Source organism: Micromonospora polyrhachis (genome assembly GCF_014203835.1).
Classification (GTDB): Bacteria; Actinomycetota; Actinomycetes; order Mycobacteriales; family Micromonosporaceae; genus Micromonospora_H; species Micromonospora_H polyrhachis.
Window position 1 is genome coordinate 155,378 of the sequence record NZ_JACHJW010000001.1, and the last position, 25,304, is coordinate 180,681.

General features: G+C 69.7%; 19 protein-coding genes. 14 read left to right on the forward strand and 5 right to left on the reverse strand.

The features are described from left to right. The first annotated feature begins 14 nt into the window (after nucleotides 1-14). From eccCa to FHR38_RS00605, 6 genes are all read left to right on the forward strand, one after another. Nucleotides 15-3,989, forward strand: coding sequence for a type VII secretion protein EccCa (gene eccCa / locus FHR38_RS00580; protein WP_184531820.1), 3,975 nt, complete (start codon nucleotides 15-17; stop codon nucleotides 3,987-3,989). Between the two features lie 95 nt (nucleotides 3,990-4,084). Next, nucleotides 4,085-4,456, forward strand: coding sequence for a hypothetical protein (locus FHR38_RS00585; RefSeq protein WP_184531822.1), 372 nt, complete (start codon nucleotides 4,085-4,087; stop codon nucleotides 4,454-4,456). A gap of 11 nt (nucleotides 4,457-4,467) precedes the next feature. Then, a complete protein-coding gene (locus FHR38_RS00590) occupies nucleotides 4,468-5,844 on the forward strand; it encodes a hypothetical protein (RefSeq protein WP_184531824.1) in 1,377 nt (458 codons plus the stop codon). A gap of 10 nt (nucleotides 5,845-5,854) precedes the next feature. Further along, on the forward strand, nucleotides 5,855-6,277 hold the full coding sequence (locus FHR38_RS00595; protein WP_184531826.1) for a hypothetical protein: 423 nt from the start codon (nucleotides 5,855-5,857) through the stop codon (nucleotides 6,275-6,277). A gap of 9 nt (nucleotides 6,278-6,286) precedes the next feature. After that, nucleotides 6,287-7,426, forward strand: a complete 1,140-nt coding sequence (locus tag FHR38_RS00600) for a WXG100 family type VII secretion target (protein WP_184531828.1) — start codon at nucleotides 6,287-6,289, stop codon at nucleotides 7,424-7,426. Nucleotides 7,427-7,563: 137 nt separating this feature from the next. Further along, nucleotides 7,564-8,001 (forward strand): hypothetical protein, encoded by a 438-nt coding sequence (locus tag FHR38_RS00605; RefSeq protein ID WP_184531830.1) that lies wholly within the window; start codon nucleotides 7,564-7,566, stop codon nucleotides 7,999-8,001. Here the strand turns inward: FHR38_RS00605 and FHR38_RS33025 are convergent. Together FHR38_RS33025 and FHR38_RS00615 are read right to left on the reverse strand one after the other, a co-directional pair. After that, nucleotides 7,988-9,238: a sensor histidine kinase gene (locus FHR38_RS33025; RefSeq protein ID WP_221448858.1), complete on the reverse strand. Its 1,251-nt coding sequence runs from the start codon at nucleotides 9,236-9,238 to the stop codon at nucleotides 7,988-7,990. The genes FHR38_RS00605 and FHR38_RS33025 overlap by 14 nt on opposite strands. Beyond that, nucleotides 9,235-9,900 carry a response regulator transcription factor gene (locus tag FHR38_RS00615; RefSeq protein WP_221448859.1) on the reverse strand — a complete coding sequence of 222 codons (666 nt, stop codon included), beginning with the start codon at nucleotides 9,898-9,900 and terminating at the stop codon, nucleotides 9,235-9,237. The genes FHR38_RS33025 and FHR38_RS00615 overlap by 4 nt, the downstream gene beginning before the upstream one ends. A 35-nt stretch (nucleotides 9,901-9,935) precedes the next feature. Here FHR38_RS00615 and FHR38_RS00620 point away from each other — a divergent pair, with 35 nt between their 5' ends. Genes FHR38_RS00620 through FHR38_RS00630 form a run of 3 tightly spaced genes read left to right on the forward strand, consistent with a single transcriptional unit; the run spans nucleotide 9,936 to nucleotide 12,357 of the window. Further along, nucleotides 9,936-10,979 (forward strand): AfsR/SARP family transcriptional regulator, encoded by a 1,044-nt coding sequence (locus FHR38_RS00620; protein ID WP_184531831.1) that lies wholly within the window; start codon nucleotides 9,936-9,938, stop codon nucleotides 10,977-10,979. Between the two features lie 26 nt (nucleotides 10,980-11,005). Further along, complete coding sequence (locus FHR38_RS00625; protein ID WP_184531833.1) at nucleotides 11,006-11,686, forward strand: helix-turn-helix transcriptional regulator; 681 nt, start codon at nucleotides 11,006-11,008, stop codon at nucleotides 11,684-11,686. An 11-nt stretch (nucleotides 11,687-11,697) separates the two neighbouring features. After that, on the forward strand, nucleotides 11,698-12,357 hold the full coding sequence (locus tag FHR38_RS00630) for a response regulator transcription factor (RefSeq protein WP_184531835.1): 660 nt from the start codon (nucleotides 11,698-11,700) through the stop codon (nucleotides 12,355-12,357). Here the strand turns inward: FHR38_RS00630 and FHR38_RS33030 are convergent. Continuing rightward, complete coding sequence (locus FHR38_RS33030; RefSeq protein WP_221448860.1) at nucleotides 12,347-13,693, reverse strand: type VII secretion protein EccE; 1,347 nt, start codon at nucleotides 13,691-13,693, stop codon at nucleotides 12,347-12,349. The two genes, FHR38_RS00630 and FHR38_RS33030, sit on opposite strands and share 11 nt — an antisense overlap. Before the next feature lie 208 nt (nucleotides 13,694-13,901). Here FHR38_RS33030 and FHR38_RS00640 point away from each other — a divergent pair, with 208 nt between their 5' ends. From FHR38_RS00640 to FHR38_RS00655, 4 genes are all read left to right on the forward strand, one after another. After that, the gene (locus FHR38_RS00640; protein WP_221448861.1) at nucleotides 13,902-15,836 is read left to right on the forward strand and encodes a fibronectin type III domain-containing protein; all 1,935 of its coding nucleotides are present in this window, start codon (nucleotides 13,902-13,904) and stop codon (nucleotides 15,834-15,836) included. Between the two features lie 90 nt (nucleotides 15,837-15,926). Then, on the forward strand, nucleotides 15,927-16,880 hold the full coding sequence (locus tag FHR38_RS00645; protein WP_184531839.1) for an AAA family ATPase: 954 nt from the start codon (nucleotides 15,927-15,929) through the stop codon (nucleotides 16,878-16,880). A gap of 2 nt (nucleotides 16,881-16,882) precedes the next feature. Beyond that, nucleotides 16,883-18,013 (forward strand): DUF58 domain-containing protein, encoded by a 1,131-nt coding sequence (locus FHR38_RS00650; RefSeq protein WP_184531841.1) that lies wholly within the window; start codon nucleotides 16,883-16,885, stop codon nucleotides 18,011-18,013. Continuing rightward, nucleotides 18,010-20,283, forward strand: a complete 2,274-nt coding sequence (locus tag FHR38_RS00655; protein WP_184531843.1) for a transglutaminase TgpA family protein — start codon at nucleotides 18,010-18,012, stop codon at nucleotides 20,281-20,283. Before FHR38_RS00650 ends, FHR38_RS00655 begins: the two co-directional genes overlap by 4 nt. A 128-nt stretch (nucleotides 20,284-20,411) precedes the next feature. Here FHR38_RS00655 and eccB read toward each other — a convergent pair whose 3' ends face one another. Together eccB and eccD are read right to left on the reverse strand one after the other, a co-directional pair. Further along, nucleotides 20,412-21,845 (reverse strand): type VII secretion protein EccB, encoded by a 1,434-nt coding sequence (gene eccB, locus FHR38_RS00660; RefSeq protein WP_184531845.1) that lies wholly within the window; start codon nucleotides 21,843-21,845, stop codon nucleotides 20,412-20,414. A 4-nt stretch (nucleotides 21,846-21,849) separates the two neighbouring features. Continuing rightward, nucleotides 21,850-23,232 (reverse strand): type VII secretion integral membrane protein EccD, encoded by a 1,383-nt coding sequence (gene eccD, locus FHR38_RS00665; protein WP_184531847.1) that lies wholly within the window; start codon nucleotides 23,230-23,232, stop codon nucleotides 21,850-21,852. Nucleotides 23,233-23,367: 135 nt separating this feature from the next. Between eccD and FHR38_RS31445 the strand changes: the two genes are divergently transcribed. Further along, nucleotides 23,368-24,987, forward strand: a complete 1,620-nt coding sequence (locus FHR38_RS31445) for a serine/threonine protein kinase (RefSeq protein ID WP_221448862.1) — start codon at nucleotides 23,368-23,370, stop codon at nucleotides 24,985-24,987. Nucleotides 24,988-25,304 lie beyond the last annotated feature (317 nt).

Consider the following 25,304-nt stretch of genomic DNA (forward strand, 5'->3'; position numbering starts at 1 on the left):
GGACGATCGCGGACGTGGCAACAGTCGTGGTGCAGAGACCGCCCCGCCGGCCGGCTCCGGAAATGCCGGCCGGCGAGCTGATCCTCCAGGCTCCACCGGAGATCCCACCGCCACCCGCACGCCAGTGGACGCAGTTGCTCATGGTGCTGCCAATGGTGGCCATGACGGCGTCGATGATGCTGATGTTCTCCGGCTCGCTGGGCGGGTCAATCCGCTTCGTCATCTACGGGCTGATGGGCGTCGGCATGCTTGGCATGATCGTCATGGGTTTCGTGCAGGGCGGCGGCCCGAGCAGGCGGGAGATGGGCAACGCCCGACGCAGGTACCTCCGGCAACTGGCCCAACACCGGCTGCGACTGAGGCGCTCGGTGCGCAGGCAGCGTGAGGCGATGGAGTACCTGCACCCGGACCCGGCCGCGCTGTGGTCGCTGGCGGCGAGCTATCGGCTCTGGGAGCGACGCAAGGACGCCCCGGACTTCGGTGTCGCACGGATCGGCCGCGGCGCGCAGAACCCGGCCACCACGCTGGTCACCCCCGACACCAAGCCGCTGGAAGAACTCGAACCGCTGTCCGCACTAGCGCTACGCCGGTTCATCACCACCTACGCCACCGTCGACGGGCTGCCCATCGCGATCGCGGTGAACGGGTTCAGCCGGATCTACCTACGTGGGCATCGAGACGTCGCACTCGGCATGCTACGCGCGTTGCTGGCACAGTTGGCCACCCTGCAGTCACCGGACGACCTGCGGATCGCGATGTGTGTCGGCGACGAACGCCGCGCCGACTGGGAATGGGTGAAATGGCTGCCGCACGCGTTGCACCCGGAGCGGACCGATGCGCTCGGTCCGCTGCGTCTGGTGGCACCGGCGATTCCGGCACTGGAGTCGATGCTTGAGGAGGAACTGGCCAAGCGGCCACGATTCGACCCGGAGGTGGCTACCCGGCTCGCCGGCCCGCACCTGATGGTGGTGCTCGACGGCGGTTCGGTCGCCGGCTCCGACCACCTGATGACCGGCGGAGGCGTCGAAGGGGTGACCATCGTGGACCTGACCACGATGCCGCCGCGAGCACTGGACCGGACCACGGTGGTGCTCGACCTGAACACCGACGGCACGCTCGCCAGCGAGACCATCGACGGCGAAGCCCACCTCGGTCGGGCGGACACCCTCGGTGCGGTCGCCGCCGAAGGGCTTGCCCGACAGTTGGCACCGCTGCGGCTGACCGCCGGCCTACATGGCGATGCACCGATGACCACGGAGCTGGGCCTGGCCGAGCTGCTGGAGCTGGGTGACCCGTACGAGTTCGACCCGGCCGAGACATGGGTGCCACGGCCCAACCGGGACCGGCTGCGGGTCAAGTTCGGCATCCAGGCCGACGGAACCCCGATCGAAATCGATCTCAAGGAATCAGCCCAGGACGGCATGGGCCCGCACGGTCTGCTGATCGGGGCAACCGGCTCGGGTAAGTCGGAACTGCTGCGTACCCTGGTCCTGGCACTAGCCGTCACCCACCCACCGAACTCGCTGAACTTCGCGCTGGTCGACTTCAAGGGCGGGGCCACGTTCACCCGGCTCGACGCCTTGCCGCACACCAGCGCCGTGATCACCAACCTGGCCGACGAGCTGCACCTGGTCGACCGGATGACCGACGCCATCAACGGCGAGCTAATCCGCCGCCAGGAGCTGCTGCGGGCGGCCGGAAACTTCTCGTCCCTGCGCGACTACGAGAAGGCGCGCGCCGCAGGTGCCCCGCTGCCCGAAGTGCCCACGCTGCTGGTGATCTGCGACGAGTTCTCCGAGCTACTGTCCGCCAAACCTGACTTCATCGACATGTTTGTCCAGATCGGGCGCGTTGGTCGTTCCCTTGGCGTGCACCTGCTGCTCGCCTCCCAGCGACTCGACGAGGGCAGATTGCGGGGACTGGAGACACATCTCTCCTATCGGATCGGTCTGCGGACCTTTTCCGAGATGGAGAGCCGGGCAGTGCTCGGGGTAACCGAGGCGTTCCAACTGCCCCGGGCCCCGGGCCACGGATTCCTCAAGGTCGGCACCGATCCGATGAGCCGGTTTCGTGCGGCCTACGTGTCGGGTGTCTACCAGCGCACCGCTCGCGGTGGGACGGTGGCCGCATCCGGGGAGCATCTGGTGCTGCACGAGTACACGACGGCCTACCTCGCCCCCGTACTCGACGTCGACGAGGACGAAGAAAGCACGCCGGAGCCCGACGAGGACACCGCCACCGGCGAGACCCTGTTGGACGTCCTGGTCGACCGGTTGCACAGCCGGGGCACCCCGGCACACCAGGTGTGGTTGCCACCGCTGTCCGACTCGCCGACCATGGACCGGCTCCTGCCTCCCCTGATCACCCACCCCCAGCGGGGCCTGACCGCCGACTCGCCCGCCCTGGCCGGATCACTGCGACCGGTGCTCGGCATCGTGGACCGGCCGTACGAGCAGCGCCGTGACCCGCTGGTGCTGGACCTGTCCGGCGCGGCCGGACACGTGCTGGTGTTGGGCGCCCCGCAGGCGGGTAAGAGCACGACACTGCGCACGCTGATCGCCAGCCTCGCGCTCACCCACACGCCCCGCGAGGCACAGTTCTACTGCCTGGACTTCGGCGGCGGCACGCTCGCCTCGATCGCCGGCCTGCCCCATGTCGCCGGCGTATCCGGCCGGTTGGACACCGGAGCCGTCCGGCGCACCGTCGCCGAGGTGGCCACGCTGCTGGTAGCGCGGGAACGGCTGTTCGCCGAACACCAGATCGACGGCATCACCACCTACCGCAGGCTGCGCGCCGAAGGCCGGTTCGCCGACCAGCCACACGGTGACGTGTTCCTGGTGATCGACGGCTGGCAGACCCTACGCAACGACTTCGCCGAGTTGGAGGAGATGGTCGGTGACATCGTCGCCCGCGGACTGTCCTACGGCGTGCACGTGGTCGCCAGCTGCGCCCGCGCCTTCGACCTACGGATGAACGTCCGGGACCTGTTCGCGAGCAGGCTGGAGCTGAGGGTCGGCGATCCGATCGACTCCATCATCGACCGGCGGGCCGCGTTGACCGTGCCCACCGATGCCCCGGGCCGGGGGATCTCGATGAGCGGGCACCAGATGCTGGTGGCATTGCCCCGGATCGACGGAGTCGCCGAAGCCGAAGACCTCACCGCTGGCATCGGCGCACTGGTGGAGGCGGTCCGGAACGCCTGGCCGGGCGAGCCCACGCCGTCGATCCGGCTGCTGCCCGGGGTACTCCCGTTCGAGAAGCTGCCCGCCGTCGACAAGCTCACCGGAGCCGAGGTCGGGCTTACCGTCGGCATCCACGAGCGGGACCTCTCCCCGATGCGGCTGGATTTCGCTGCCGACCCACACTTCTTCCTGCTGGCCGACACCCAGTGCGGCAAGACGTCGTTCCTGCGGGTGCTGGCCAGCCGGATCCAGCACGCCTACCGGCCCAGCGAAGCCCGGATCATCCTGGTCGACCACCGCCGGAGCCTGCTCGGGGAGGTCGGCGAAGACTACCTGCTCGGCTACGGCACCAACGACGAGCACAGCGGCGGACTACTCGCCGAGACAGCCGAGGCGCTGGCCAAGCGGTTGCCCGGTCCGGACGTCACGCCCGAGCAGTTGCGGGCCAGGAGCTGGTGGCAGGGGCCGGAGATCTTCGTGCTGGTGGACGACTACGACATGGTGGCCACCCACAAGGCGCACCCGCTGATGCCGTTGCTGCCCCTGGTCGCGCAGGGCGGTGACATCGGCCTGCACGTGGTGCTGGCCCGGCGTACCGGCGGTGCCGGCCGAGGGCTGTTCGAGCCGTTCCTCAACCGGGTACGGGAGGTCGGCACACCCGGTCTGATGATGTCCGGTGACCGGGACGAGGGCCCGCTGCTCGGCGGCATGCGCGCTCAGGTGCTGCCCCCCGGGCGCGGCTGGTTGGTGGACCGCCGCGGCCAGAAGGGGCTGGTCCAGATCGCCTGGCTCCCGCCTCGTGAGTGAGCCGGCCCGATGGCCGGTTGCTGTCGCGGCGGGCATGACAACCGATGAACATGCTTGGCTTGTACAACACAGCCTCGTAAGGATTGGGGAGCGGGATGGGCAACGGATATATCGACGGTGCCCCGGAACCGATGAGAGAATCCGCCGGCAACTTCACGGCACCAATTGTTGGATTTTTCCCGCCTCTCATTAGCGAGTCACTGCCGGCGTGCGGGGATGAATTTGCGGAGTGCGTCAAGTTGACCGGAGCCAATCATTCCGCCAGGGACGCGACACAGGTGATGATCACTCACATAATGCAAGGATTCGAGGCGTACAAGTCAATAATTCTTTCTGCTGCCGACTGCTACGAAGACGCCGGCAATATGAGCTTCAGCGAATTCCAGAACATCCTGAACCGTCGGGAATACAACCTGCCTGACAAGGCTCAGATTTTCCTCCAGCCCGCTCCAGCGAACGACGCCTGAGGTTTTGTGCCGTGACCGAGTTCACTGACTACCGTATTGGCTACAGCCTGGAAACACTCGACAACATTGCTACCCGCGAGCTGGACAATCACATCAAGAATTGCGCTGCCGAAGCTGCTAGATGGACCGAATTGATCCGCTACTTGGACGAGACAGCCCACACTCTCCGCAATAGGATCGACAACGTAGGCAAACACTGGGGAGATGCGGCGTTCTCGGAGCTCGAAGGGCGAGTCAAGACTAGCATCGACGGACTTATCAGTGTCCGCAACGCAATTGCATCTGCCTCCCTCGACAAGGTGTTCAACGACCACCTTCCCGTGTCCATCAGGTCCACCCAGGATCGAATTCGCCTGCAAAATGCCGCCTATCAGCTAGAGCGTGAGCCTTTCGAGCGGAATGGCCAGGTACTCGACAAGCGGCCTTTCGAAGCGGCATCTGGGGTGGCGCTGAACGAACTGGCCCTCGAATACCTGGTGGCCGAGCAGGCAGTACGGCAATTGACCGAGAAGCTGAAATGGGTCGGACCACGCGCACACCTGTCGGAGGTCGGTCCGGGTGGTGTCATGCCCGGCCCAGGGGCCATGGGAGGTCCGAACTCCGCAGGCCCGGAGGAGACCGGCGGCGTCGATCCTGCGTCGGTGCCCGATACGGCCAACGGTCCGAACCCGTCGCCAACCGATCCGGCCGCTGACTCGCCGGATCAGGCCGAGTCGTTGCTGGACGGAGTACCGGAGGCACTGAACGCACTGAGCCAGGCGATGCAGTCGCTCGCCGGTACGGGATCGGAGGTACCCAATCCGGTGACCCTGCCCGTAGGCGAGTTCGACCCGGCGGACCTGGCCTCGATGTCCCCCGAGGAGTACGCGGACTACCTGGACCGGATGGGCGCTTCGGGCCTGCCGAGCCTGGCCGGGGGTGGGACTGGCGGTGGTGGGGCCGCCGGCATGACAGCCGTCTCGCCAGTGGCGAACCCGGTGCCGGTCGGTGGGTCGAGCGGCACGCCGCTACCGTCCAGCGCAATGCTGGCCACCACGGGTACGCCTACCGGGACCACCGGCCCGGGGGCGATGCCGCCGATGTATCCGCCGAACACCCAACGAACGAACAGTGGCGGCGGAATCGCGCCGGGAGCCGCCGAGCAGGCTGGTACGGGCAGTCCACGGAAGCGGAAACCCAGCGGAACCCCGGGGGTGTCCCTGTTGGGCCGGGCTGGACGGGTGGACCCGGCCAAGGACAGCCTCGCGTCGCCATCGTCCGTGGCACCGCATCGACGATGGGACACCGCAACCGACACCGAGCCCGACACCGGCCCACTGCTCGACGAGGAGTTGTGGCAGGTGAACCAGCCAGACCGCAGACCGACGAGACACCGCGCCGGACATTGAGGAGAGGCAGATGCCCCCAACGCACATCAGTGGCGACACCGAGGCGATGAACGCATACTCCGGCCAGCTCACCGCGCCACCCATGCCACCCTCGTTGGCACGCCTGGGCACACCGCCGAACCTCACCGGGATGTTCGAGGGCATCGCGATGTCCGTCCTGGACAAGGCGGCCACCGCCGAGCTGGCCACCTTTCTGACGAAGATCATTGAGGATCTCGTCACCGATTCGGCGAAGGTCAAGGCTGCCGCCGCGGGCTACACCGCCGCGGATGTCACCAGCGCCCTGGAACTGGCCGCCGCCGGCGTCAAGGTCGTGAAGCAAGGAGTCGATCTCGTCAAGCAACTGGCTGGCTCCCAGGCCCTGCCCTCCGGGGAGCCCGACACCACCAAACCCACTGAGTCTGCGGGCGACGCCCCGCAGCCCACTGTCTGAGGGGCTTCCATGGCCATTCCCTACAACATGCTCCCCATCGAAGTGCACCTGGCGATGATCACTGCCGAGCAGGCGAACGTCCCGGTCCTCATCGACGCCGCACGGATGTGGACGGAGGTACGCGAGTGGATCGAGGCCGCGCGAACGGAGTTACACACCCGCGTGGGCGAGCTGGCGCCGACCTGGACCGACGACGCCGGCCGGGCACACGAGGAGAAGGCACAGCGGACCCTCGCCGAGCTGAAGATGTGGGGCGACCGGCTCGATGTGGCCCAGGTGCCCGAGACACTCACCACGCTGGCGAGCGCGATCCCGGAGGCGCTACAGACCGTGACCGGTCTTCACCAGGCCTATACCGCTGCCCTCTCGAACCCGTTGACCGCGTGGGCGGCGCTCGGATTCCAGCAGGCGGCGGGCGCGCGGATGACCGCGCTGGGTACGCAGTTCGACATGTCGATGCTCAAGGTGGTCTCGGGTGCCGGTATCCAGTCCCCCGCCGACCTGCTGCCCGAGTCAACGGGCGGCGCCCCACCGGCCGAGGGCAACTCACCGGCCGACTTCATCGAGGCGGCCACCGCAGGCGTGACCGTGTTGTCGGAGCTGCAGACCCTGGCCTCGTCGATCAGCAGCGGAGTGACCGGCGTGACCGACCTACCTGGCTTGAACGATTCGGCCGGGCCATCGCTGGCCGGGCTGACACCCAGCCCTCCGGTCCCCGATCCGTTCTCCGGAGCATCGCTTGGTGGGGTGCCGCCAACAGGCGGCCCACCGGTAGCGGGCGGGGCGGGCGGGGCGGGCACGGCCGGCGGGACCGGGCTGATGCCGCTCGCGAAGCCGGTTGCCGGCAGGCTGGCACCGACCCTGGCCGCAGAGGTGAAGCCGGGCGTGGCCGCCTTGGGCGCGACAAAGCCGGCGGGTGGTGCGGTGCCGCCGATGATGCCGCCGATGGCCGGCCAGCAGGTGGCGGGCACCCTGCACCCCGGACCGGGTGAACACCCCACCGCCCGCTCCCGTGGTGGGCGCCGGCCCTCGGCCGGCACCGATGGCGTACCGGTGGCGCTGCGTGGCCGGTCCGGCAACGACGACCCCTCCACCGTTACCCGTACCCGAGGTCAGCATCCTCGGGTCACCGGATTCGGCTCCGCCTGACTGCGCGATGGATAGCCGTGGCCCCGGTCACCGCTGGTCCGGTCGACACCGCCGTGCTCGTCGGCGATCGGGCCAGCGAGATGGCCGGAACCGGTCGCAGCGGCCTCTTCGCGCCGGCTGCCCGTAACGTATGACCCATGCCGACGCGTGCTCGTCCACGGTGGATATACCTGGCCGCTGCGGCGGTGGCGATCACGCTGGCCGTCGTCGTCCTCTCCCGGCTGGGCGAGCCGGACCTGATTCCGGTCGGCCCGTCGGCCGGTGAGGTGACCATCGCGGGTCGGCTCGCCGTCGAGCCGGCGGTGTCCACTGCCGGCAGTACGGTCACGGCTCGCGCCGCCATCAGCGCGGACCGCGCGGTCACCCTACGCAGGTTGACCGTCCGGGTACGCGACGAGGCAGGGGCATTCCACGACTTCCCGGAGCAGGAGGACGTCGCGCTCGGCACGGTGCCCCAGGAGATCCTGTTCCACCGAGACGTTCCCAAACCTGGCGTCTACACCTACCACCTGGCCTACCAGCTCGACGGCGAGTGGGTCGACCTGCCGCCGTGGCAGCAGTTCACGGTGCGCTGACCGGAAGGCTCAACTCGAAGATCGCGCCACCCTCGTCGGCGTTGTAGACCGACAACGTGCCACCGTGTGCCTGTGCCACCCAGCGCACGATCGACAGTCCCAGGCCGGATGATCCGCCGGTGCTCGAAAACCGGTCGAACGCCTCGTCCGCGAGTGCGGTGTCGATGCCCGGCCCGTGGTCGGCCACCGTGACCGTGCCGCCGGCCACCGTGATGTGCACGATCGCCTCAGCACCCGGCTGACGCCCGTACCGCACGGCGTTGTCCAACAGGTTTCCAATGGCCCGCTGTAGCAGGGCCGGGTCGGCGTCCACCTTCGTCGGTGCGGCGGTGACGGTGATTCTCGCGCTGTCGGCCGGCGCGTCCTCGACCACGCCTGCCACCATCTGATCGAGCCACACCGGTTGGATGGCCAGTTGCTCGACTCCGGCCGCAAGCCTGGCGCGCACGAGCAGGCCGTCGATGATCCCGCCCATCCGGACGGCCAGCCGGACCGTGCGCGGCAGCAGGTCGGCCCGCTGGGTCGGATTGTCCAGCGCCGTCTCGGCGAGCGCGCGCAACGCCGCCACCGGGGTACGCAGGTCGTGTGCGGTCTCGGCGAGTAGCACCTCCTGCTGCTGCAGTGCGGCGGCCGCAGGCCGGATCGCCCGCCCCGACAGTACGTGCCCCACCACCCCGAGACCGCCGATCAACACGAGGCAGCCGCCGACCACCATCAGCACCAGACGATCGTGCTGCCGCTGTTCCGGCCGCATGTCGGCGACCGCGACCACCGCACCGATGGGCTTACGAGCCCGGTCCAGCAGGGGTTCCACCCGCACCCGAACCAGCTCGCCACCGATGCCCTTCTGGTAGCCGGTGACGACGGTGCCGGAGCGTACGCCGCTGGCCGCCAGTCCGCTGATCACCGCACCGTCCATGCGTACGCATTCCGTCCTGGACAGGTACGCCTGGAACGCGGGCGCACCGCCGGGCATGATCGCGAACTGCGGGCACCTGTCGTTCAGCACGTCGGTGTTGACCAGGCTGAAGTCGATGGTCTCGTCGAAGATGACGGTTCTGCTCACCGACGAGGTGACCCGGTGCAGTTCGGCATCGGTCCGCGCGACACCCTGCCGAGCGTCCTCTCTGATCATCCACGAGGCGAACGCCACGAGCCCGAGCATGTTCGTCGCGGTGAACACCGCGGTCAGCACCCAGCGCAGCCTGCGCAACCGGTCGGCGGAGGACCCCGTCACGCGTACGCCAGCCGGTAACCACGGCCACGTACGGTATGGATCAGCTCTGGCTCGCGTAGTTTGCGCCGTAGTCGCTTGACCACCGCGTCGACCACGTTGGACATGGGATCGGTCTCCGAGTCCCAGCAGTGCTCGATCAGCTCGGCCCGATCCACCGCATGCTCGGCGCGGGCGAGGAGGAACTCCAACACCGCGAACTCCTTACTCGACAGGGTCAGGAGAATGCCGGCTCGGCGTACCTCGCGGCGCGCGCAGTCCATCTCCAGATCGGCGTGGCGCAACACCGATGGTCGGCCGGTCCCGGACCGGCGGCAGAGGTTGGCCACCCGGGCGGTCAGTTCGACCATCGAGAACGGCTTCACCAGGTAGTCGTCGCCGCCGTGCTCGAACCCCGCCACCCGGTCGGCGAGGGCATCGCGCGCGGTGAGGAACAGCACCGGCACGCCCCAGCCCTGCTGGCGCCGCGGGTACACGTAGTCGATCGCGTCGCCGTCCGGAAGCATGCGGTCGAACACCACACAATCGTAGTGACCGTCGTGCAGTAGCCGATCCGCGGTAGCGATGTCGCGGACGGCGTCCACGTGCAGGCCCTCGGCGCGCAACTTGACGGTCACCGCCACCCGCAGATTCTCGTCGTCCTCGACGACCATCACCCGTGTCATCGAAACCTCATCTGTGGCAGCGGAAGGTGGGAGGCATGCAGTTCCACGTTCTCGGTCCGCTCGAAGCGCACACCGCACCAGGTGCGCCGGTCAAGCTACGGGCAAGAAAGCCGGCGACGCTGCTGGCGGTGTTGCTTCTGAACGCTAACGCGGTGGTGAGCGTAGACCACCTGATCGACGCGATCTGGCATGAACAGGCCGCGCCCCCGTCCGCACTACGCAATCTGCGCAGCTACGTGTGGCGGCTGCGAGTGGAGCTTGGCGACCGGGTGGAGAGCCGGCCGGAGGGCTATCGGATCAGGGTGCTGCCCGGGGAGCTGGACACCGACCGGGTGGAGTCGCTCGCCGCAGCGGCCCGGCTGGCGACCTCCGACGGCGCGTACGCCACGGCGGCGAGGCAGCTCGCCGACGCGTTGGCGTTGTGGCGCGGCAGGCCGTTCGACGGGCTCACCTTCGATGCCGCGCGGTCACAATCAGCCAGGCTGGACGAGCTACACCGGGAGCTGCGCGAACTCCAGGCCCAGGCGTGGCTCGCCCTGGGCAGGCACACCGACGCGACGGCGATGCTCCGTGACCTCGTCGAGGAGGACCCGCTGCGGGAGGGGACCTGGGCCCGGCTGGTGAGTGCGCTACACCGGGCGGGGCGACCGGCCGACGCGTTGGCCGCCTACGACCGGGCCCGGCGGGTCATCGTCGGCGAGCTGGGCATCGAGCCAGGGCCGCACCTCGTCGCGGCCCAATGGCAGGTCCTCCTTGGCGACGACGCGCGGCAGCCTGAGCAGCACACGGAGGCGGTGACGGCCGAGCGGAAGGACACCGACCGGCCCCGTACGACTCGACGTGCAGCACGTCGGACCTGGACAGAAGCGGTGCCGGACGCCTACCCGGACCTCGACCCTGCCGCGCTCCTCGGCCCGTACCGGCGGCTGCTCACCGGTGCCGAGCGTGCGGTGCTAGAGGACATCTGCGATCGGATACGCGGCCGGCTCCGCGAACGCCGGTGTGCCGACGCCACCGAGCCCGACCTCGGGCCCGTACGGCGAGATCAGCGGTCGCTGATAAGTAGCCGAGTTGCCTGACCCGCCGTCAACGGAGGAGTTCTGTCTTGAACACGCTACAAACCGGCAGGCTCAGCCTGGTCGCGGGGAACGGTCACACTCCGGGCCACGCCGGCTACGACGCGCTGCTCGCGTCGGCTGTCAGCGAAGTTCTGGTCATGAGTACCGGCGCGGGCACGTCGCCATTTGGGACGTTCCGGTGGACCGATCGCGAGAACCTGCGCCGTGGGGTGCGCTACCGGGTGTTGTTCCCGGATTCGGCGCGGCTGTCCAGAAGGCTCAGTAGCCTGTCGCTCGCCGGCGCGGAGGTGCGCACCGACGTCGAGGTTCCGATGGAGGCCGTGGTGATCGACGGAATGACCGCCCTGTTGCCGGCGGAACGGTCGGGCCCCGAACGCCTCGGCTGCGTGGCGGTCTTCCGGCTGCCCAGCGTGGTTACCGCGGCGAGGGAACTGTTCGATCGGATCTGGCCCGCCGCGGTGCCGCTCACCCCGATGGAGCTGCCCGACGACGCGGATGGCTCGGCCTTGACCGACCGGGAGCGGGCGCTGCTCACCCTGCTCTGCTCCGGCAGTACCGACGAGTCGGCCGCGGCAAGGCTGGGGATCTCGGTCCGTACGGTCCGGCGGATGGTCGCCGGCATCATGAATCGGCTCGGTGCCCGCAGCAGGTTCCAGGCCGGCGCCAAGGCAGCCGACCGTGGTTGGTTGTTGGAGCGGGCAAGCTAGCGTTGTTGCCCATGCGGGTTCTGGTCACCGAGGACGACGACAACCTGCGGCTGGCACTGGAGGCGGCCCTGCGTGGTGCCGGTTTCGCGGTGGACACCGCGCCGGACCTGCCGGTGGCCGACGAGGCACTGTTCGTGAACTCCTACGACTGTGCGGTCTTCGACCGGATGCTGCCGGCCGGCGACGCCCTGCGGTACGTGCACGGCCGGCGCGCGGCGGGTTGGCAGTTGCCGGTGCTGTTCCTGACCGCGCGGGACAGCGAGGCCGACCGGGTCGACGGCCTGCGCCTCGGCGGTGACGACTACCTGGTCAAGCCCTTCGCCATGCCGGAGTTGGTGGCCCGGGTACGCAGCCTGTGCCGGCGCGCGACGGTGGGGCGGCCGGCGGTGCTGCGCTGCGCGGATGTCGAACTGGACGGCGGCAGGCACCGGGTGACCCGAGCCGGGGTGCTGCTGACGTTGACACGCAAGGAGTTCCTCGTCCTGGAACGGTTGATGACGGTGCCGGGGCAGCCGGTGTCGCGTCACGAGCTGATCTCCTATGCCTGGGACGAGATGGCCGACCCGGCGTCGAACGTGCTGGACGTCCTGATCGCCCAACTGCGTCGCAAGCTCCGCGACCCGCCGCTGATCCACACGCTGCGCGGAAGTGGCTACCTGATCACCCTTTGACCACACCGAGCGGCAGGGTGGCCGCCACTCCCCAGGCGTGCCGGCCGTCGAGGCGTTCCATGCCGACGTCCCGCTCCCGAGCCAGTTGGGCCAGTTCGTCCGCTGCGCTCTCCAACGCGGCAGGGCTGGTTGCCGCGATCCGCAGTGTGGCGCTCACCAGGGGCTCGGCCTCGGCCGGCGTACGGTGCGCGGTGACGGCTATTGTCACCGCCGCCTGTGGTGCGGCGGTGAGCAGCCAGCGCAACAGTTGTGGGGCGGTCGCCGGGGGCAGCTCGGCCCAACCGTCGAGCCGAAACACCGCCTGCTCGATCGGTCCGCTCCGCCACCGTCGCCACTGTTCTCGGACCTCGCCTCGGCCAGCGTTGACATGGGCGAGGGCGGCGAGGGTCCCCAGCGTCTCGTGCTCGGTGAGCGTCCTTGACGGCAGGCCGTCGCGGCGGAGCCTGCGTTGCACCCGCCGGACGGTGTTGCCGAGCGTCTGCCGGACGTCGGCGTCCCGATACCACTCGGCCGTACGCAGCGCCTGCAGGGCAACCCAGGTACGCGGCGGACGTGCCCGGTTGATGCCGGCGTGATGGACCACCTGTACGGCGACGGCCGGTACCTGCTCATCCGTTGCGGGCAACAGCGTCTGCGGAGCCGGCATCGCCCTCACCAGGTCACGTACGGTCGATTCCGGTTGCAGTACGGCGGTGATCCCCTCGGTCCGGCTGATCATGAACACTGCGTCTTCACCGTCGTCATCGACGGTGCCGATGATTCCCACCGCCTCCGGCGAGACCATGCGCAGGAGTGCCCTACCGGTCTCGCCCGCGCCGGGCAGGTCCCGGTCGCGGTCTCGCAGTAGGTATCCCGACGACGACACGAGCCACTCGTACAGCCATCGGCCACGTACACGTACGGCGGTCAGCGCCACGACGACGACGGCCACCAACCCGGTCGAGGTGATCACCGGCCACTGCTCGTCGAGGGCCAGGACACTGGCGACCAGCACGATCTGCCAACACATGAGCTGAAGCACCCCGACTCCACCGAGGGGTCTCCGGGGTCGGCGCGGGGCCGGCCCGGGTCGCGGCGGCACCGGCTCGCGCTGCTGTGGTCTTTCTGCCCGATCGACCGCGACCGGCATGGTCGCGGGTGCCCACGGCTGATGGGCCCCGGATCTTGCGGCGGTCAGCGCGGCGCGGGCTGCCGCGCGCGCCGCGCCCAGCGGAGCCGTCGTGACGTCGGACGTTACCCGGACCGTCGCATCGGAGGTGGTCATCGGCCGTACGGTTGGTGGCGGCACCGGTGCGCCGGCCTGCTCACCGGTCTGGGTCGCCCCGAAACTGGTCACCGCCCGAGCCTCACGCGACGGACATGAGGTTTCGATGACACTTCGTCTTCGGCGAATAGCGACGAGCCGCGGATCGGTCTTCGTTCGGCTCCGCTCATCGATGTATCGCGGGTGAATCAGCCCGCGATAGGGTCGCGGTGTGTCCATGGACTTGAGGCACCCGAGAGGTCCCGGCCGCCGCAAGCTCAGCGCTACGGCGCGGACCCGCATGACGATCGCGGCCCTGGTCGCGAGTTGCGTGGGACTTGTCGGCATGGCCGTGGCAGGCCGCTCCCCGGCCTCCCCTGACCTGCAGTTCATCCAGATAGGCCACTGGGTCTACAGCAGCGAGTTCCAGTCGGCGTTCCACGTCGACGGCTCCACCGGTCGGGTCGACGCCCGGGCCATGGTGCCCGGTGCCGCGCAGGGTAGCCAGGTCGTGCAGGGCGAACGGTCCGGCTATGTGGTCGAGCGCTCCCGGGTGACGGTGTTCAGCAAGTCCACCCTGAGTGTCGAGGACACCCGTACTCCGCCCGCCACCGAACAACCGGTGGTGCTGGAGGTCGCGGGCGGTCCGTACCTGGTCTACCGCAACGCGGGGCAGGTGGTCCGGCTCGGTGATCCGGCCGCGACGGTGCCCGCCGGCGGTCCGCTGTCCCGGCCTGCGGCGGCCGGTGACGGAACAGTCTGGCTACACCGGACCGACAGCGGGTCGTTGTGTGAGCTGACCCGGGTCGCCACCCGATTGGTCTGCCACGCCCGGATGACACAGGGACACAGCGGCTCGCTCACCGTCGTCGACGACCAGCCGGTGCTCGTCGACACCACGTCCGACACACTGCATACAGTCGGTGAAGGCGGACTCGGCGAGCCGGCCACCATCGGCGCAGACCTGCCCGCATCGGCCCAGGTCGCGAACAGTGCCGTGGCCGGACGGCTGGCCGTCGTCGACCCCGAGCACAACCGCCTGCTCCTGGTCGACACCGCCGGCCTGCACAAGCGCCCGGCAACCCAACCGGTCGTCGTCGAACTCCCCAAGGACGGCAAGTTCTCCGAGCCGGTGACCACCTCGAACGTCATCGCGCTGGTCGACCAGACCCGCAACGTACTGCTGACCTACGACGGCAGCGGCGCACCCAAGGACCGCACCGAGATCCCCGGCAACGGCGGATCACCCAGGCTGGGCCGGGGCGAGGACAACCGGATCTACGTCGACAGCCCGGATGGCTCACACGTGCTGGTCGTCGACGGCGAGAACGGTTCGGTCACGAACGTGCCGATCGACGGCGAGGACCCGAAGCAGCCGACGGCCCAGCCGACCGGCGCGACGACGACGCCGCCGAGCCCGACAGCGACTCCTCCGGGCGTACCGGCGAATCCTCCGGGTGCGCCCGGCAGGGTCAACGCGGCCGCTGGTAACGGGTCGGCCACCGTCACCTGGCGGGCCGCCGCCCCGAACGGGGCAAGGATCACCGCGTACCACCTGTCCTGGCCCGGCGGGTCGACCACGGTCGGCGGAGGGACGCTGCGCGCGACCGTCTCCGGCCTGACCAACGGCACGTCATACGAGATCACCGTGGTCGCGGAGAACGCGGTGGGTCGGGGCCCCGGCGCGAGCGACACCGTCATCCCGCAGCGTCCGGCCACCGCACCGAAGGTCACGGTGAGCACCGCCTCCGGTGCGTATACCGTGACGTGGAACCAACCCGACCTCGGTGGTGGCACGCTCGTGCACTACCTGGTGAGCGCGTCTGGCCAGGCCGACCGTCGGGTGACCAGCCGAACCACCCAGTACACCGGGGTCTCCGGTACCGTCACGGTTCGCGCGATAACCAGGTTCGGCCCGTCCGGCTCGCCGACGGTCCGCGGGGCAGCCGGCTCCGCGAAGTTCCCCGCTACGCCGCCGACCGTGGAGATCCTCCGCGTACGGGCTGTGCCGGTCGGCCTGCTCGTGACCGTGCGGGCCGACAACAAGGGCTCACCCGCGACCTGCCAGGCACGCTTCCTCGAACGCGTATCCGCTTCGGTCTCCTGCAACGGCGTCACGGACCTCACCCTTTCGAACCTCGCCTGGTTCGGGAGCATCACGGTCACGGCCACCATCAAGAACCCGGCTGGCGACAGCACCGACACCTGGACAGGTGTGCCGCAGGTAGGTACGTGACCGGGAGACTCCGCCGGGCCCACCCGCTGGATCGGACCTGCCGGACCGGGCCGGACACCGCGTCAAGCGTCGAACGAAAGGTGCAGCGTCGTGACACCAACCCCGGGGGCGGCCTACCAGCTCATCGCCGACAACGTCCAGTTGGTCGTACGCGGCAAGCCGGAGGTTGTCCGGCTCGCCACCGCAGCCCTGTTCGCCGAGGGGCACCTGCTGATCGAGGATGTGCCCGGCGTCGGCAAGACGACCCTGGCGCGGTGTATCGCCGCCAGCATCGGCGGCCGGTGGCACCGCATCCAGTTCACCCCTGACCTGCTGCCCGGCGACATCACCGGCGTGACGGTGTACCAGCAGAGCACCGAACGGTTCCAGTTCCACCCCGGTGGAATCTTCGCCAACGTGGTGTTGGCCGACGAGATCAACCGGGGCACGCCCAAGACCCAGGCCGCGCTGCTGGAGGTCATGGCCGAGCGCAGGGTGACCGTCGACTCGGTCAGCTACGCCGTACCCCGGCCCTTCCTGGTCGTGGCCACGCAGAACCCGATCGAGCTGGAAGGCACCTACCGGTTACCGGAGGCGCAGCTGGACCGGTTCCTGATGCGACTGTCGGTCGGCTATCCCGATCACGATGCCGAGAAACGGATCGTGCTGGCGGACTGCGCCGAGGTGAGCCCCGACGGGCTGAAGCCGGTGCTGGACATCGCCGACGTGCAGCGGGTGATCGGCGAGGTACGCAAGTCCCGGGTGGCTCCGGAGATCGTCTCCTACGCGGTCCGGCTGGCAGCGGCGAGCCGAACGCATCCGGCGGTCCGGTACGGTGCCAGCCCACGCGGCAGCATCGCCCTGATTCGGGCAGCCCAGGCGATCGCCGCCACCCACGACCGTGACTATGTGATCCCGGACGACGTCAAGGACGTGGCCCACCCGGTGCTGTGCCATCGCCTCGTGCTCACCCCGGACGCGGAGTTGAACCAGCATCAGGCCAGCCAGGTGGTGGACGAGTTGCTGTCCGATATCGCCATCCCCACGGCCGTGACCGGGCGATAGGCGTGCGGCTCACTCGCCGTGGCGTCGCCGTCCTCGCCGGTGCCGTCTGCTGCTACGCCATCGGCGAGCTGGCCGGCTACGCCTTCTTTCGCGTGCTGGGTGGCGTCGCGGTGGGGTGTCTTCTGGCCGCTGTGGGGGGCACGATGTTCCGACCGAAGGTCGAGATTGGCCGGACCGTCTATCCGGACCGGATCGAGCGGGGCAGGCCCGCACTGGCGACCCTGGTCGTACGTAACCCCACGGCACGGCGGCAGGGCGGCCTCGCCGCAGGTGACCGGGTCGGGGTCGCCCTGCACCGGATCCAGGTCAGACCACTCGCCCCCGGCGCGGAGGCCACCTACCACTACGAACTTCCCACGGCGGTGCGGGGCCAACTCCAGGTCGGTCCGCTCGTGCTGACCCGGTTTGATCTCTTCGACCTCATCCGCACCGAGCAGACCGTCGGCGGCACCGAAGGTCTCTGGGTCTATCCCCGTCGGCATCAGGCACGTCCGGCGCAGGTGGCACACCCCCGGCACCACCATGCCGGGCCGATCACCGATCCGCCGCTGCGCGGCTCGACGGACCTACGCGCGGTCCGGGAATACGTGCCCGGCGACGAGGTGCGTCACCTGTACTGGAAGGCGACCGCCCGGACCGGTCAGCTCATGGTGCGCGACTACGCCGACCCGGCCCGGACGAGGTGCACCGTCGTGCTCGACACCCGAGTAGCCGTACTGAGCCCCGCCATGTTCGAGGAGGCCGTCGAGGTGGCGGCCTCGCTGCTGTACGCCTCGGCGGCGTCCGGACAGCAGTGCCGGCTGGTCACACCGACCGGCACCGCCACCCCGGTGGACAGCGGCCTGCGCGCGGCCCGGCTGCTACTGGACGAACTGTGCCTGGTCAGCCAGGACGCGGCGGACGATGCGGCGCTGGTGCCGCCAGCGCTGGCCACGGTCCGGCCAGGTGGGGCCGTCGTCGTGATCACCGGCCCGGACGCCGAACTCGGCTCAGCCCGCCGGTGGCGGCCGGACACCGTGATCCGGCTCGGCGGCACACCGCCGGCAACCCACGGCGGCACCGGGTCGATCACCGCGGTGGACGCCGCCGACGCCACAGCCAAGTGGAACGCGTCGCGGGCCGGCTCCGCATGAGCGGATCCGACCGGCCTGCTCTTACCGACGGCCAGGTGCCGGGCGGCCTCGGTAGGGGGCACACCGACCGCAATCGGCTCGCGGTCGTCGGGCTGCTCGGTTCGACAGCGGTGGCCGGTCTGCTGTTCGCGCCGGTCTTCGGCCTGACGGCGCTGCTGCCGCCGGTGCTCGTGGTCATCCTGACGTCCTACTGCTGTGTGGAACTGGTCGCGCGCTGGCCGCGCCTGGCAGCGGCGCGGCCACTGCTCGTGCTGCTCGTCGGTGTGCTCGGGTTGGTCGAGTCCGTGTCGTTCTCGACCACCGTCGCCGGCCTGCCCACTGCGGCGTCACTGCGGGCGTTGTGGCGTGGGTTCACCGAGGGCTGGCTGCTCACCCTGCAGTCCACCTGGCCCGCCAGGCCGGATGCCGAACAACTGCTGTTCGTGCCGCTGGCCGTGTTGCTGGCGGCGCTGCTCGGCATCGAACTCCTGCTCCGGCTCCGCAACCCGATGGCGGCGGTGCTTCCCGGCCTGGCGGTGGCCGGGCTCGCCCAGGCGTACCAGGCACTGACCGGCGGCACGGCAGCGCTGGCCGCGGCATGCTACGTGATCCCCGTCGCCCTGCTGCTGAGCGCCAATCGTCCGAGTCGGTCCCGCCCGCGCGACGGCGGCAGCCGGATGCCCCGGCGGCCCTCCGGGTTGCACATCCGACTGGCGGTGCCGACCGTGCTCGCGATGGTGGCGGGTGCCGTGGTCATCGGCAGCCTCGACCCGGCCGGCCGGGATCCGTACCGTCTCAGGGACGGGCACACGGCACCGCTGCGGCAGACCCGGATCAGCAACCCGTTGCAGGAGATCGCGCAGCGGCTGGCCGACCCGAACCGGGAGGTGTTCCGCTACCGCAGCGACCGACCGGTCGACCGGTGGAGCCTGGTCGTGCTGGATGGATTCGACGGCGTCAACTGGTCGGCTGACACGCGGCTGTACCGGCTGGGAGCCCGCCTGGAAGGGGCACCGGGCAGCGCCACCCGGTCGGCTGAGGTGCACGTACGGGACCTGGCCGGGCCCTGGCTGCCGAGCCAGCCGATCCCGTTGGCCGTGGACGGACTCGTGCCGCTGGTGGACCAGTCCGCCGGTACGCTGCTCCTGGATCAGCCCACCGCTGCTGGCGAGGACCGACGTTATCGGCTGACCTGGTCCGAACCCGAGGTCGACGCTGCCGCTCTCGGCGTCGGCTCGGTCGACACCGAGACGACGGGGGGACTCGGTGACTTCGGCGACGTACCCGCCGACATCCGCCAGTTCGCCATGGACGCGGTGCAGGGTCTACGGCCGAGCTTCCAGTCGGCGCTGCAACTGGATCGGTTCCTCAGCGACAACTACCAGGTGGTGATCGGCGGCAACCTGTCGACCGGGCATGGCTGGCCGCAGCTGCGGCACTTCCTGACCGAGAGCAAACGCGGTACCAGCGAGCAGTTCGCCGCCGCGTACGTGGTCCTGGCACGGTTGACCGGTATTCCGGCCCGGTTGGTGGTCGGCTATCGCGGGTCGACCGAGACCGATGGCGACGCCTACGTCGTACGCAACCGCGACGTGCTGGCCTGGCCGGAGGTGGCGGTGGCCGGAGTGGGATGGGTGCCGCTCAACCCGACCGCAGCCGGGACCAAGATCAACGGGCCGGACAAGGCACCGTCCGGCCTCGCCAAGGCCGCCGCGCAGGCGCGGGCACAGCTGCCGCCGGAGCAGGAATTGCGTCCGCCCCAACTACCACCGCCACCGCAGCAGGTCGGAGACGATCAGGTTGCCGCCCTCGATCTCCGCGAGGTGGGGCTGATGGTGGCGACCGTGCTGTCCGGGCTACTGCTCGGCTGGCTGCTCGGGGTGCCGTTGGCGAAGGCGGTACGCGCCGGGCGACGACGTCGCCGGACCGGCACCGACGGCGTGATCTCCGCCTGGACCGAGGTGTACGAGCAACTGCTGGCCTACGGGGTGCCGTACCGCATCGGGATGACACCCCGAGATCTGGCCAGGTCGGCAGCCCCGGTGGCGGGCACGACGACCACGGAGTCGATCATCAGGCTGGGACACGTGTTGGACCGGGCGCTGTGGTCCGGGATGGAGGTGACCGACGACACCGTTGCGAGCGCCTGGGCCGAGGTGCGATCCATCCGCCGAGGTCTGGCCGGGCAGCCGTTCCCCACCCGACTACGGGCAGCCCTGGATCCCCGTACCCTGTTGCCACTGACCGGCCCAGGGCGGCTCGCTGACCGAGTCGACCGGACGGCACGCTGACCGGCACAGGGCGGCACGCTGACCGGGCCAGGGCGACGTGCTGACGGAGTCGACCGGGCGGCACGCTGACGGAGTCGACCGGACCACGATCCGGCCCGGCCCGGCCCCTTGTGAGCATCGTTGAAGGATCATCCGCCAAGCGACTGGCGCGCGGCGTCGGCCGGGTCGAGGCTGGGACCTTCCGGAAGGCGCGCAACCAGGCTCGCCGGCAGCCGCACCGGGCGGACCGCCGAATAGCCGAGCATCGCCAACACCTCGGGCGTGGCCACCGGATAGCGCCGGCCCATGTCGGTCACCACCGTCAGGGTGCCGACCGGCGCGAGCGCCGACGGCATCACCTCGATCACGACGGCCCGACCCGGCGGTACGTGGACCCGGTCCGCAAGCGGGGTGCCGTTCACGCTCCGACGCGTAGTCGTGGTCAGCGGATCTGCCGGCGGCAGTGTGGGGCCGACACTGAGCCGGGGCACCGCCGTACCCGGGTCGAAGATGGCGCAGACGGTCGCCTCGTCGTCCGGTGACCGGAACATCGTGGGCCGCGTGGCGGGTGCCGCCCCCTCAGCAACGTCGACGAGCGGGAGTTGGCGGGCCGTGGCGGCCAACGACGGCGCCAGCGGAACCGCCCTTGGCTCGCTGCCGGGATAGGCGGCCAGAATCGGCGAGTACGCCCGTTGGATGTCGTACTGCAGTTCGGTGATCGGACGCAGCGAATCCCGCTCGGCCAGGTAGTACTGCTGTCCACCGCCGGAGGTGTGCACCACCAGCAGCGTCCCGACCCGGATGTCGGTACGCCCCGACACGGCGGTGGACGGGGTTCCCGCCTGGGGTACCTCGATCGGTCCGACCGGTGCCCCTTCCGGCAGTACGTCCAGCCAGGACCGGCCCACCCTGGCCCACGGCTGTGTGGTCAACGCAAGCCCGGTACCGACCGCACCATAGTCGTTGATCCGGTGTCGGTGGCCGCGCCAAATCATGAACCGGTCGCCGGTCGGCACCAACTCCACCAGCAGCGCCTGCTCCCCCAGGCCGAGGCCGCCACCCGGCACGGTACCGACCAGCAGCACCGACTCCTCGATCCGACTGCCGGCCACATCGCTGGCCGGCGCCGAGCACAGTGACCACGCTCCGGGCAGCAGCCGGTCCTTGCCGGGTAGCGCGTCCGGCGCGTCCGGGATGCCGATCCGGGGACCGCGTGGAACGTCGACCAGGGAGTTCCTGGACACCCGCTCGGTGCTGCCATGACTACCGATCAGCAGCAACGCGGAGGCATAGTTGGTGACCGGGTGCAGCCGCCCGTTCAGGTAGACATAGCGGGTGCCGGTCTCCTTCTCCACGATGACCACGTTGTCCTTGCGCCAGGCGTTGTTGCCGCCCGGCACGATCATCCCGTACAGGCCGACACACGCCAGGGCCACGATGGCCAGCGCGACACCGGCGAGCGACGCGCTCGCCGGCCGGCGAAACGGCGGCTGCTCCGGGTCGGTCTCCCTGATGACCAGTGCCGAGGTCGCCCGCTGGACGAGAAACTGGTAGGCCTGAAGCTGGTCCCGTTTGGACGCCATCGGCTCAGCCCCCCAGCCCGCGTACGTAGCCGTAGAGGCCGAGCACCGAACAGGCCACCGGCACGATGGCGGCCATGATCAGCATTTCGGCGTACTCAGCGAACCGCCCCAGATAGAGGTTAGGGGTGCGGGTGCTGTACCCGACGCCAGCCACGATGACGCCGGCGCCCAGGGCGAGCAGCAGCGGCCCGGTGGAGGCCAGCAGCGCACCTCGATCGGCCATCACCGGGCCCGCGAAGAGGCACCCGACGCCGAAAATCCCGGTGGCCAGCAACGGTGCCCGGTGGCGCAGTATCGGATACAGCCGCGCACGCAACAGGAAACCGGCGGCAAGCACCCCAACCAGCACCACGGCGGCCACACTGTCGCTGCGGATCAGCACCACCTGGCAGCACAGCACCGCCACGCACGACCCGACCAGCATGCCGGTAAGCAGCCCTTCCGCCCTGGCCACCGCGGCGTGGACCAGCTCAAGACGCGGCTGCGGATCGTCCCGGACCAGGTCCGCAGCGGATCGCGGCAGCACCGGCATCGGCACCCGACCGAGCCGTAACGCCAGCGGGGCGAACGTGGTGGAGAGCGCCAGAAGACCGCCTCCGACCACGGCCGCAGCCTCGTACGACTCGACCTCGTCGAGGGTGGCCAGCCAACCGCCCACCACCCCGAGCAGGCCTACCGTGGCCGCCCCGGCGAAGACCGCCGGAGCGGTGGTCACCCCAATCTGGCCCACCAGTGCCACCAGCAGCAACATCGCCCCGGCGACCAGCAGATGGCCCGCAGACAGCCCGGTCAGCGGCTTGTCGTCGGCGAGTAGCAGCCCGCCGCCGGTAAACGCGAACGGCAACGCGATCGCCGCGAGCACCGTACCCACGCCGGCATCACCGACCGCACGGGCCACCACCACGGCGGCGACCAGGAGCAACGCGGACACGGCGAGCGCCCACAGCGCCGGTGGCGTCCACGGGGGGCCCGCTCGCAGCACCGCGACCAGGCCAAGCAGCAGCGCGAAGGCCCCAGCCGCCAACCCGGCGTGCCGGGTATGCCGCGGACCCCACGCGTGTCCGATACGACCCGAACCGGTGGCGATGGCATCGACCAGGTCGTCGTACTCCAGTTCCGGCCAGTCGATCCGCCGCTGCGCCAGGTGCAGGATCTCCCCGTCCCGCACCCGATGTGACGCCAGCGTCCGGTCCAGGTCGAACGCCATGCCGTCGGCCCGGCGCAGTAGCCAGCCACCGTTGGCGACGCCGTCGTCGGCCAGTCCCTCGCCAGCCCGGGCCAGCAGGCCAGGAAGAATCTCGGCGACGGCGGCGTGCTCCGGCAATGCCATGTCGATCCGTCGATGCGCAGTGGCGACGGTAACCCTGACCAGGCCGGTAGTCTGCATGAGAGCAGCTTCGACCAGGACAGCCGACAGCGGTTGGCATAGGCAGGAAGCTGCCGTGCCGCACTGGCCGCTGGTCGCCGTACCTAGATTGGGTTTGTGCTAGCGCCGACGGTGAAGCCGAAAGGGTATGGACCGGTGGACATTGCGACAGGCGGTGTCGTCATCGACCCGACGGTGCTCGCCACCGGCCCTGTCGCCACCGTCCACACAGGTCGACTTACGGACACCGGCACCGAGGTCGCGGTCAAGATATTCGCCGACAGGTTCGACCGCGACACCGCCACGCGGCTCGACCGCGAGCGCCAGGCGTTGCACACCGTACGGTCGGTACGCTCGATCCTGCCCATCGACGGTGTCGTCGACGATGCGGACGGGCGATCAGGCGTACGGATGGAACGGTGTCAGGGTTCGCTGGCTGAATCGCTCGACGTCGGCGACGCCCGGCTGGCCGTACCCGAAGTGCTCGGCATCGGATGGGCGGTCGCCAGCGCTCTGGCAGCGGCCCACCGCGTGGGTGTCGTACACGGCGGGGTGACGCCGCACAACGTGCTGTACCGACGGTCCGGCGAGCCGGTCCTCGCCGACTTCGGGCTGGCCCTGCGGGAGCGGTTTCCCCGCGACCCGATGCACGCCCTGGAATACACCGCCCCGGAGACACTGCGCGACGACGTCCGATCCGCGGCCTCCGACCTGTACGGACTGGGCGCGGTGCTGTACGCCGCGTTGGTCGGCACGCCGCCGTTCCCGCACCGCATCGGTCAGCCGCCGGGCGAGCGGATCCTGCGGGTGTTGCGGGAGCCGGTGCCGCCAGCCCAAGGCGTGGGCGTCCCCGCCGAACTCTCCGACCTGATCGGCAGGCTGTTGGCCAAGGACCCAGCGGATCGGCCATCGGGCGCGGCGAGCGTGGCATCGTTCTTCCAGGATTTGCACCGGGCAGTGACCGCCCCGTCCGCTGACCAGCAGGCGCTGCCCGCCCAGGTGCCGGCAACCACCCCGACCAGCACTGACCCCGCTGAGGCCACCCACTCGGACGATACGAATGACCGGACCGGCGACTCGCAGGACGATCAGGACGCCCCCGACGCCCCCGACGACCCGGACGACTTCGACTTCGACGACTTCGCTGGAAGCTATCCTTCCGGCCCAACTCCCGGCGGGTCCGCACCGCCAAATGGGCCACCTGCGTCGTCAGAGGGGCCACCTGCGTCGGCCGTGACGACCACCCCAGTCGGGCCGACTGACACCGCGCTGCCTGAAGATGCCGGGGTTGGACGCGTCCTTGTCTATCGCACCGGTGAGGACACCTCGTCCGCCCGGTCCAAGCGGCCGGGTACTCGCTGGCGACCGGGCCTGCTGGTCGGCCTCGGTGCGGTCGTCGTGGGGCTGGCCGTCGTACCGCTGGTCCTGCAACAGGGTGGCCCGGCGCAGCCGGTTGCTCCCCCGACGATCGCCGAGGAAGCCGCACAGGCACCACCGTCGGCCGCACCTCCGAAGGTGAACCTCGAACTGGCCCCGCCAGCCGACCGGGGCAGCCACGTCGACCTGACCTGGCGCGCCGATGGCGACCTGGATTTCGCCGTTGTCGTAGCGGGTGAACGGATCGACACGATGGTGCTGGTCGCCAACCGGCAGCGCACCATGCGGGTGCCGGTCGACCCGACGCGCCGATACTGCTTCCAGGTACGGGCCACCGACGGCCGCCACATCTACACCACCGACCCGATCCCGATCCGGGGCGCTCAGTGCAAGCTCTAATACTCCAGCAAGTGCTGTCGGATATGAGGTCCCAGTTGCGGGTCCACGCACCATGCTTCGGCTGTGAACGCCGCGCGCCGGCAGACATTCGCGCTCGGGGTGGCAGCTATCGGCGAGATCCTCACGTTCGTTCCCGACGGCGCGGATGCCGTACCAGAATCCTGTGTCTGGACTCCACCCGGTCGAGCAAGGTACGAGAAAAACCACGGACCCTTCAGCCGCAAGTACCTTGAACGCTCGCACCAGAGCTTCCAGTACGAGATGGCCGAGGTTTCTACGACCTCTGGCCACAACACCAATCCCGCGCCAGGAATCCG

Excerpts from the sequence above, each read along its gene's own strand:
- FHR38_RS00585 (WP_184531822.1), top strand. The coding sequence starts at position 4,085 with ATGGGCAACGGATATATCGACGGTGCCCCGGAACCGATGAGAGAATCC.
- FHR38_RS00595 (WP_184531826.1), top strand. The coding sequence starts at position 5,855 with ATGCCCCCAACGCACATCAGTGGCGACACCGAGGCGATGAACGCATAC.
- FHR38_RS00600 (WP_184531828.1), top strand. The coding sequence starts at position 6,287 with ATGGCCATTCCCTACAACATGCTCCCCATCGAAGTGCACCTGGCGATG.
- FHR38_RS00605 (WP_184531830.1), top strand. The coding sequence starts at position 7,564 with ATGCCGACGCGTGCTCGTCCACGGTGGATATACCTGGCCGCTGCGGCG.
- FHR38_RS00615 (WP_221448859.1), bottom strand. The coding sequence starts at position 9,900 with ATGACACGGGTGATGGTCGTCGAGGACGACGAGAATCTGCGGGTGGCG.
- FHR38_RS00620 (WP_184531831.1), top strand. The coding sequence starts at position 9,936 with ATGCAGTTCCACGTTCTCGGTCCGCTCGAAGCGCACACCGCACCAGGT.
- FHR38_RS00630 (WP_184531835.1), top strand. The coding sequence starts at position 11,698 with ATGCGGGTTCTGGTCACCGAGGACGACGACAACCTGCGGCTGGCACTG.
- FHR38_RS00640 (WP_221448861.1), top strand. The coding sequence starts at position 13,902 with ATGACGATCGCGGCCCTGGTCGCGAGTTGCGTGGGACTTGTCGGCATG.
- FHR38_RS00655 (WP_184531843.1), top strand. The coding sequence starts at position 18,010 with ATGAGCGGATCCGACCGGCCTGCTCTTACCGACGGCCAGGTGCCGGGC.
- eccB (WP_184531845.1), bottom strand. The coding sequence starts at position 21,845 with ATGGCGTCCAAACGGGACCAGCTTCAGGCCTACCAGTTTCTCGTCCAG.
- eccD (WP_184531847.1), bottom strand. The coding sequence starts at position 23,232 with ATGCAGACTACCGGCCTGGTCAGGGTTACCGTCGCCACTGCGCATCGA.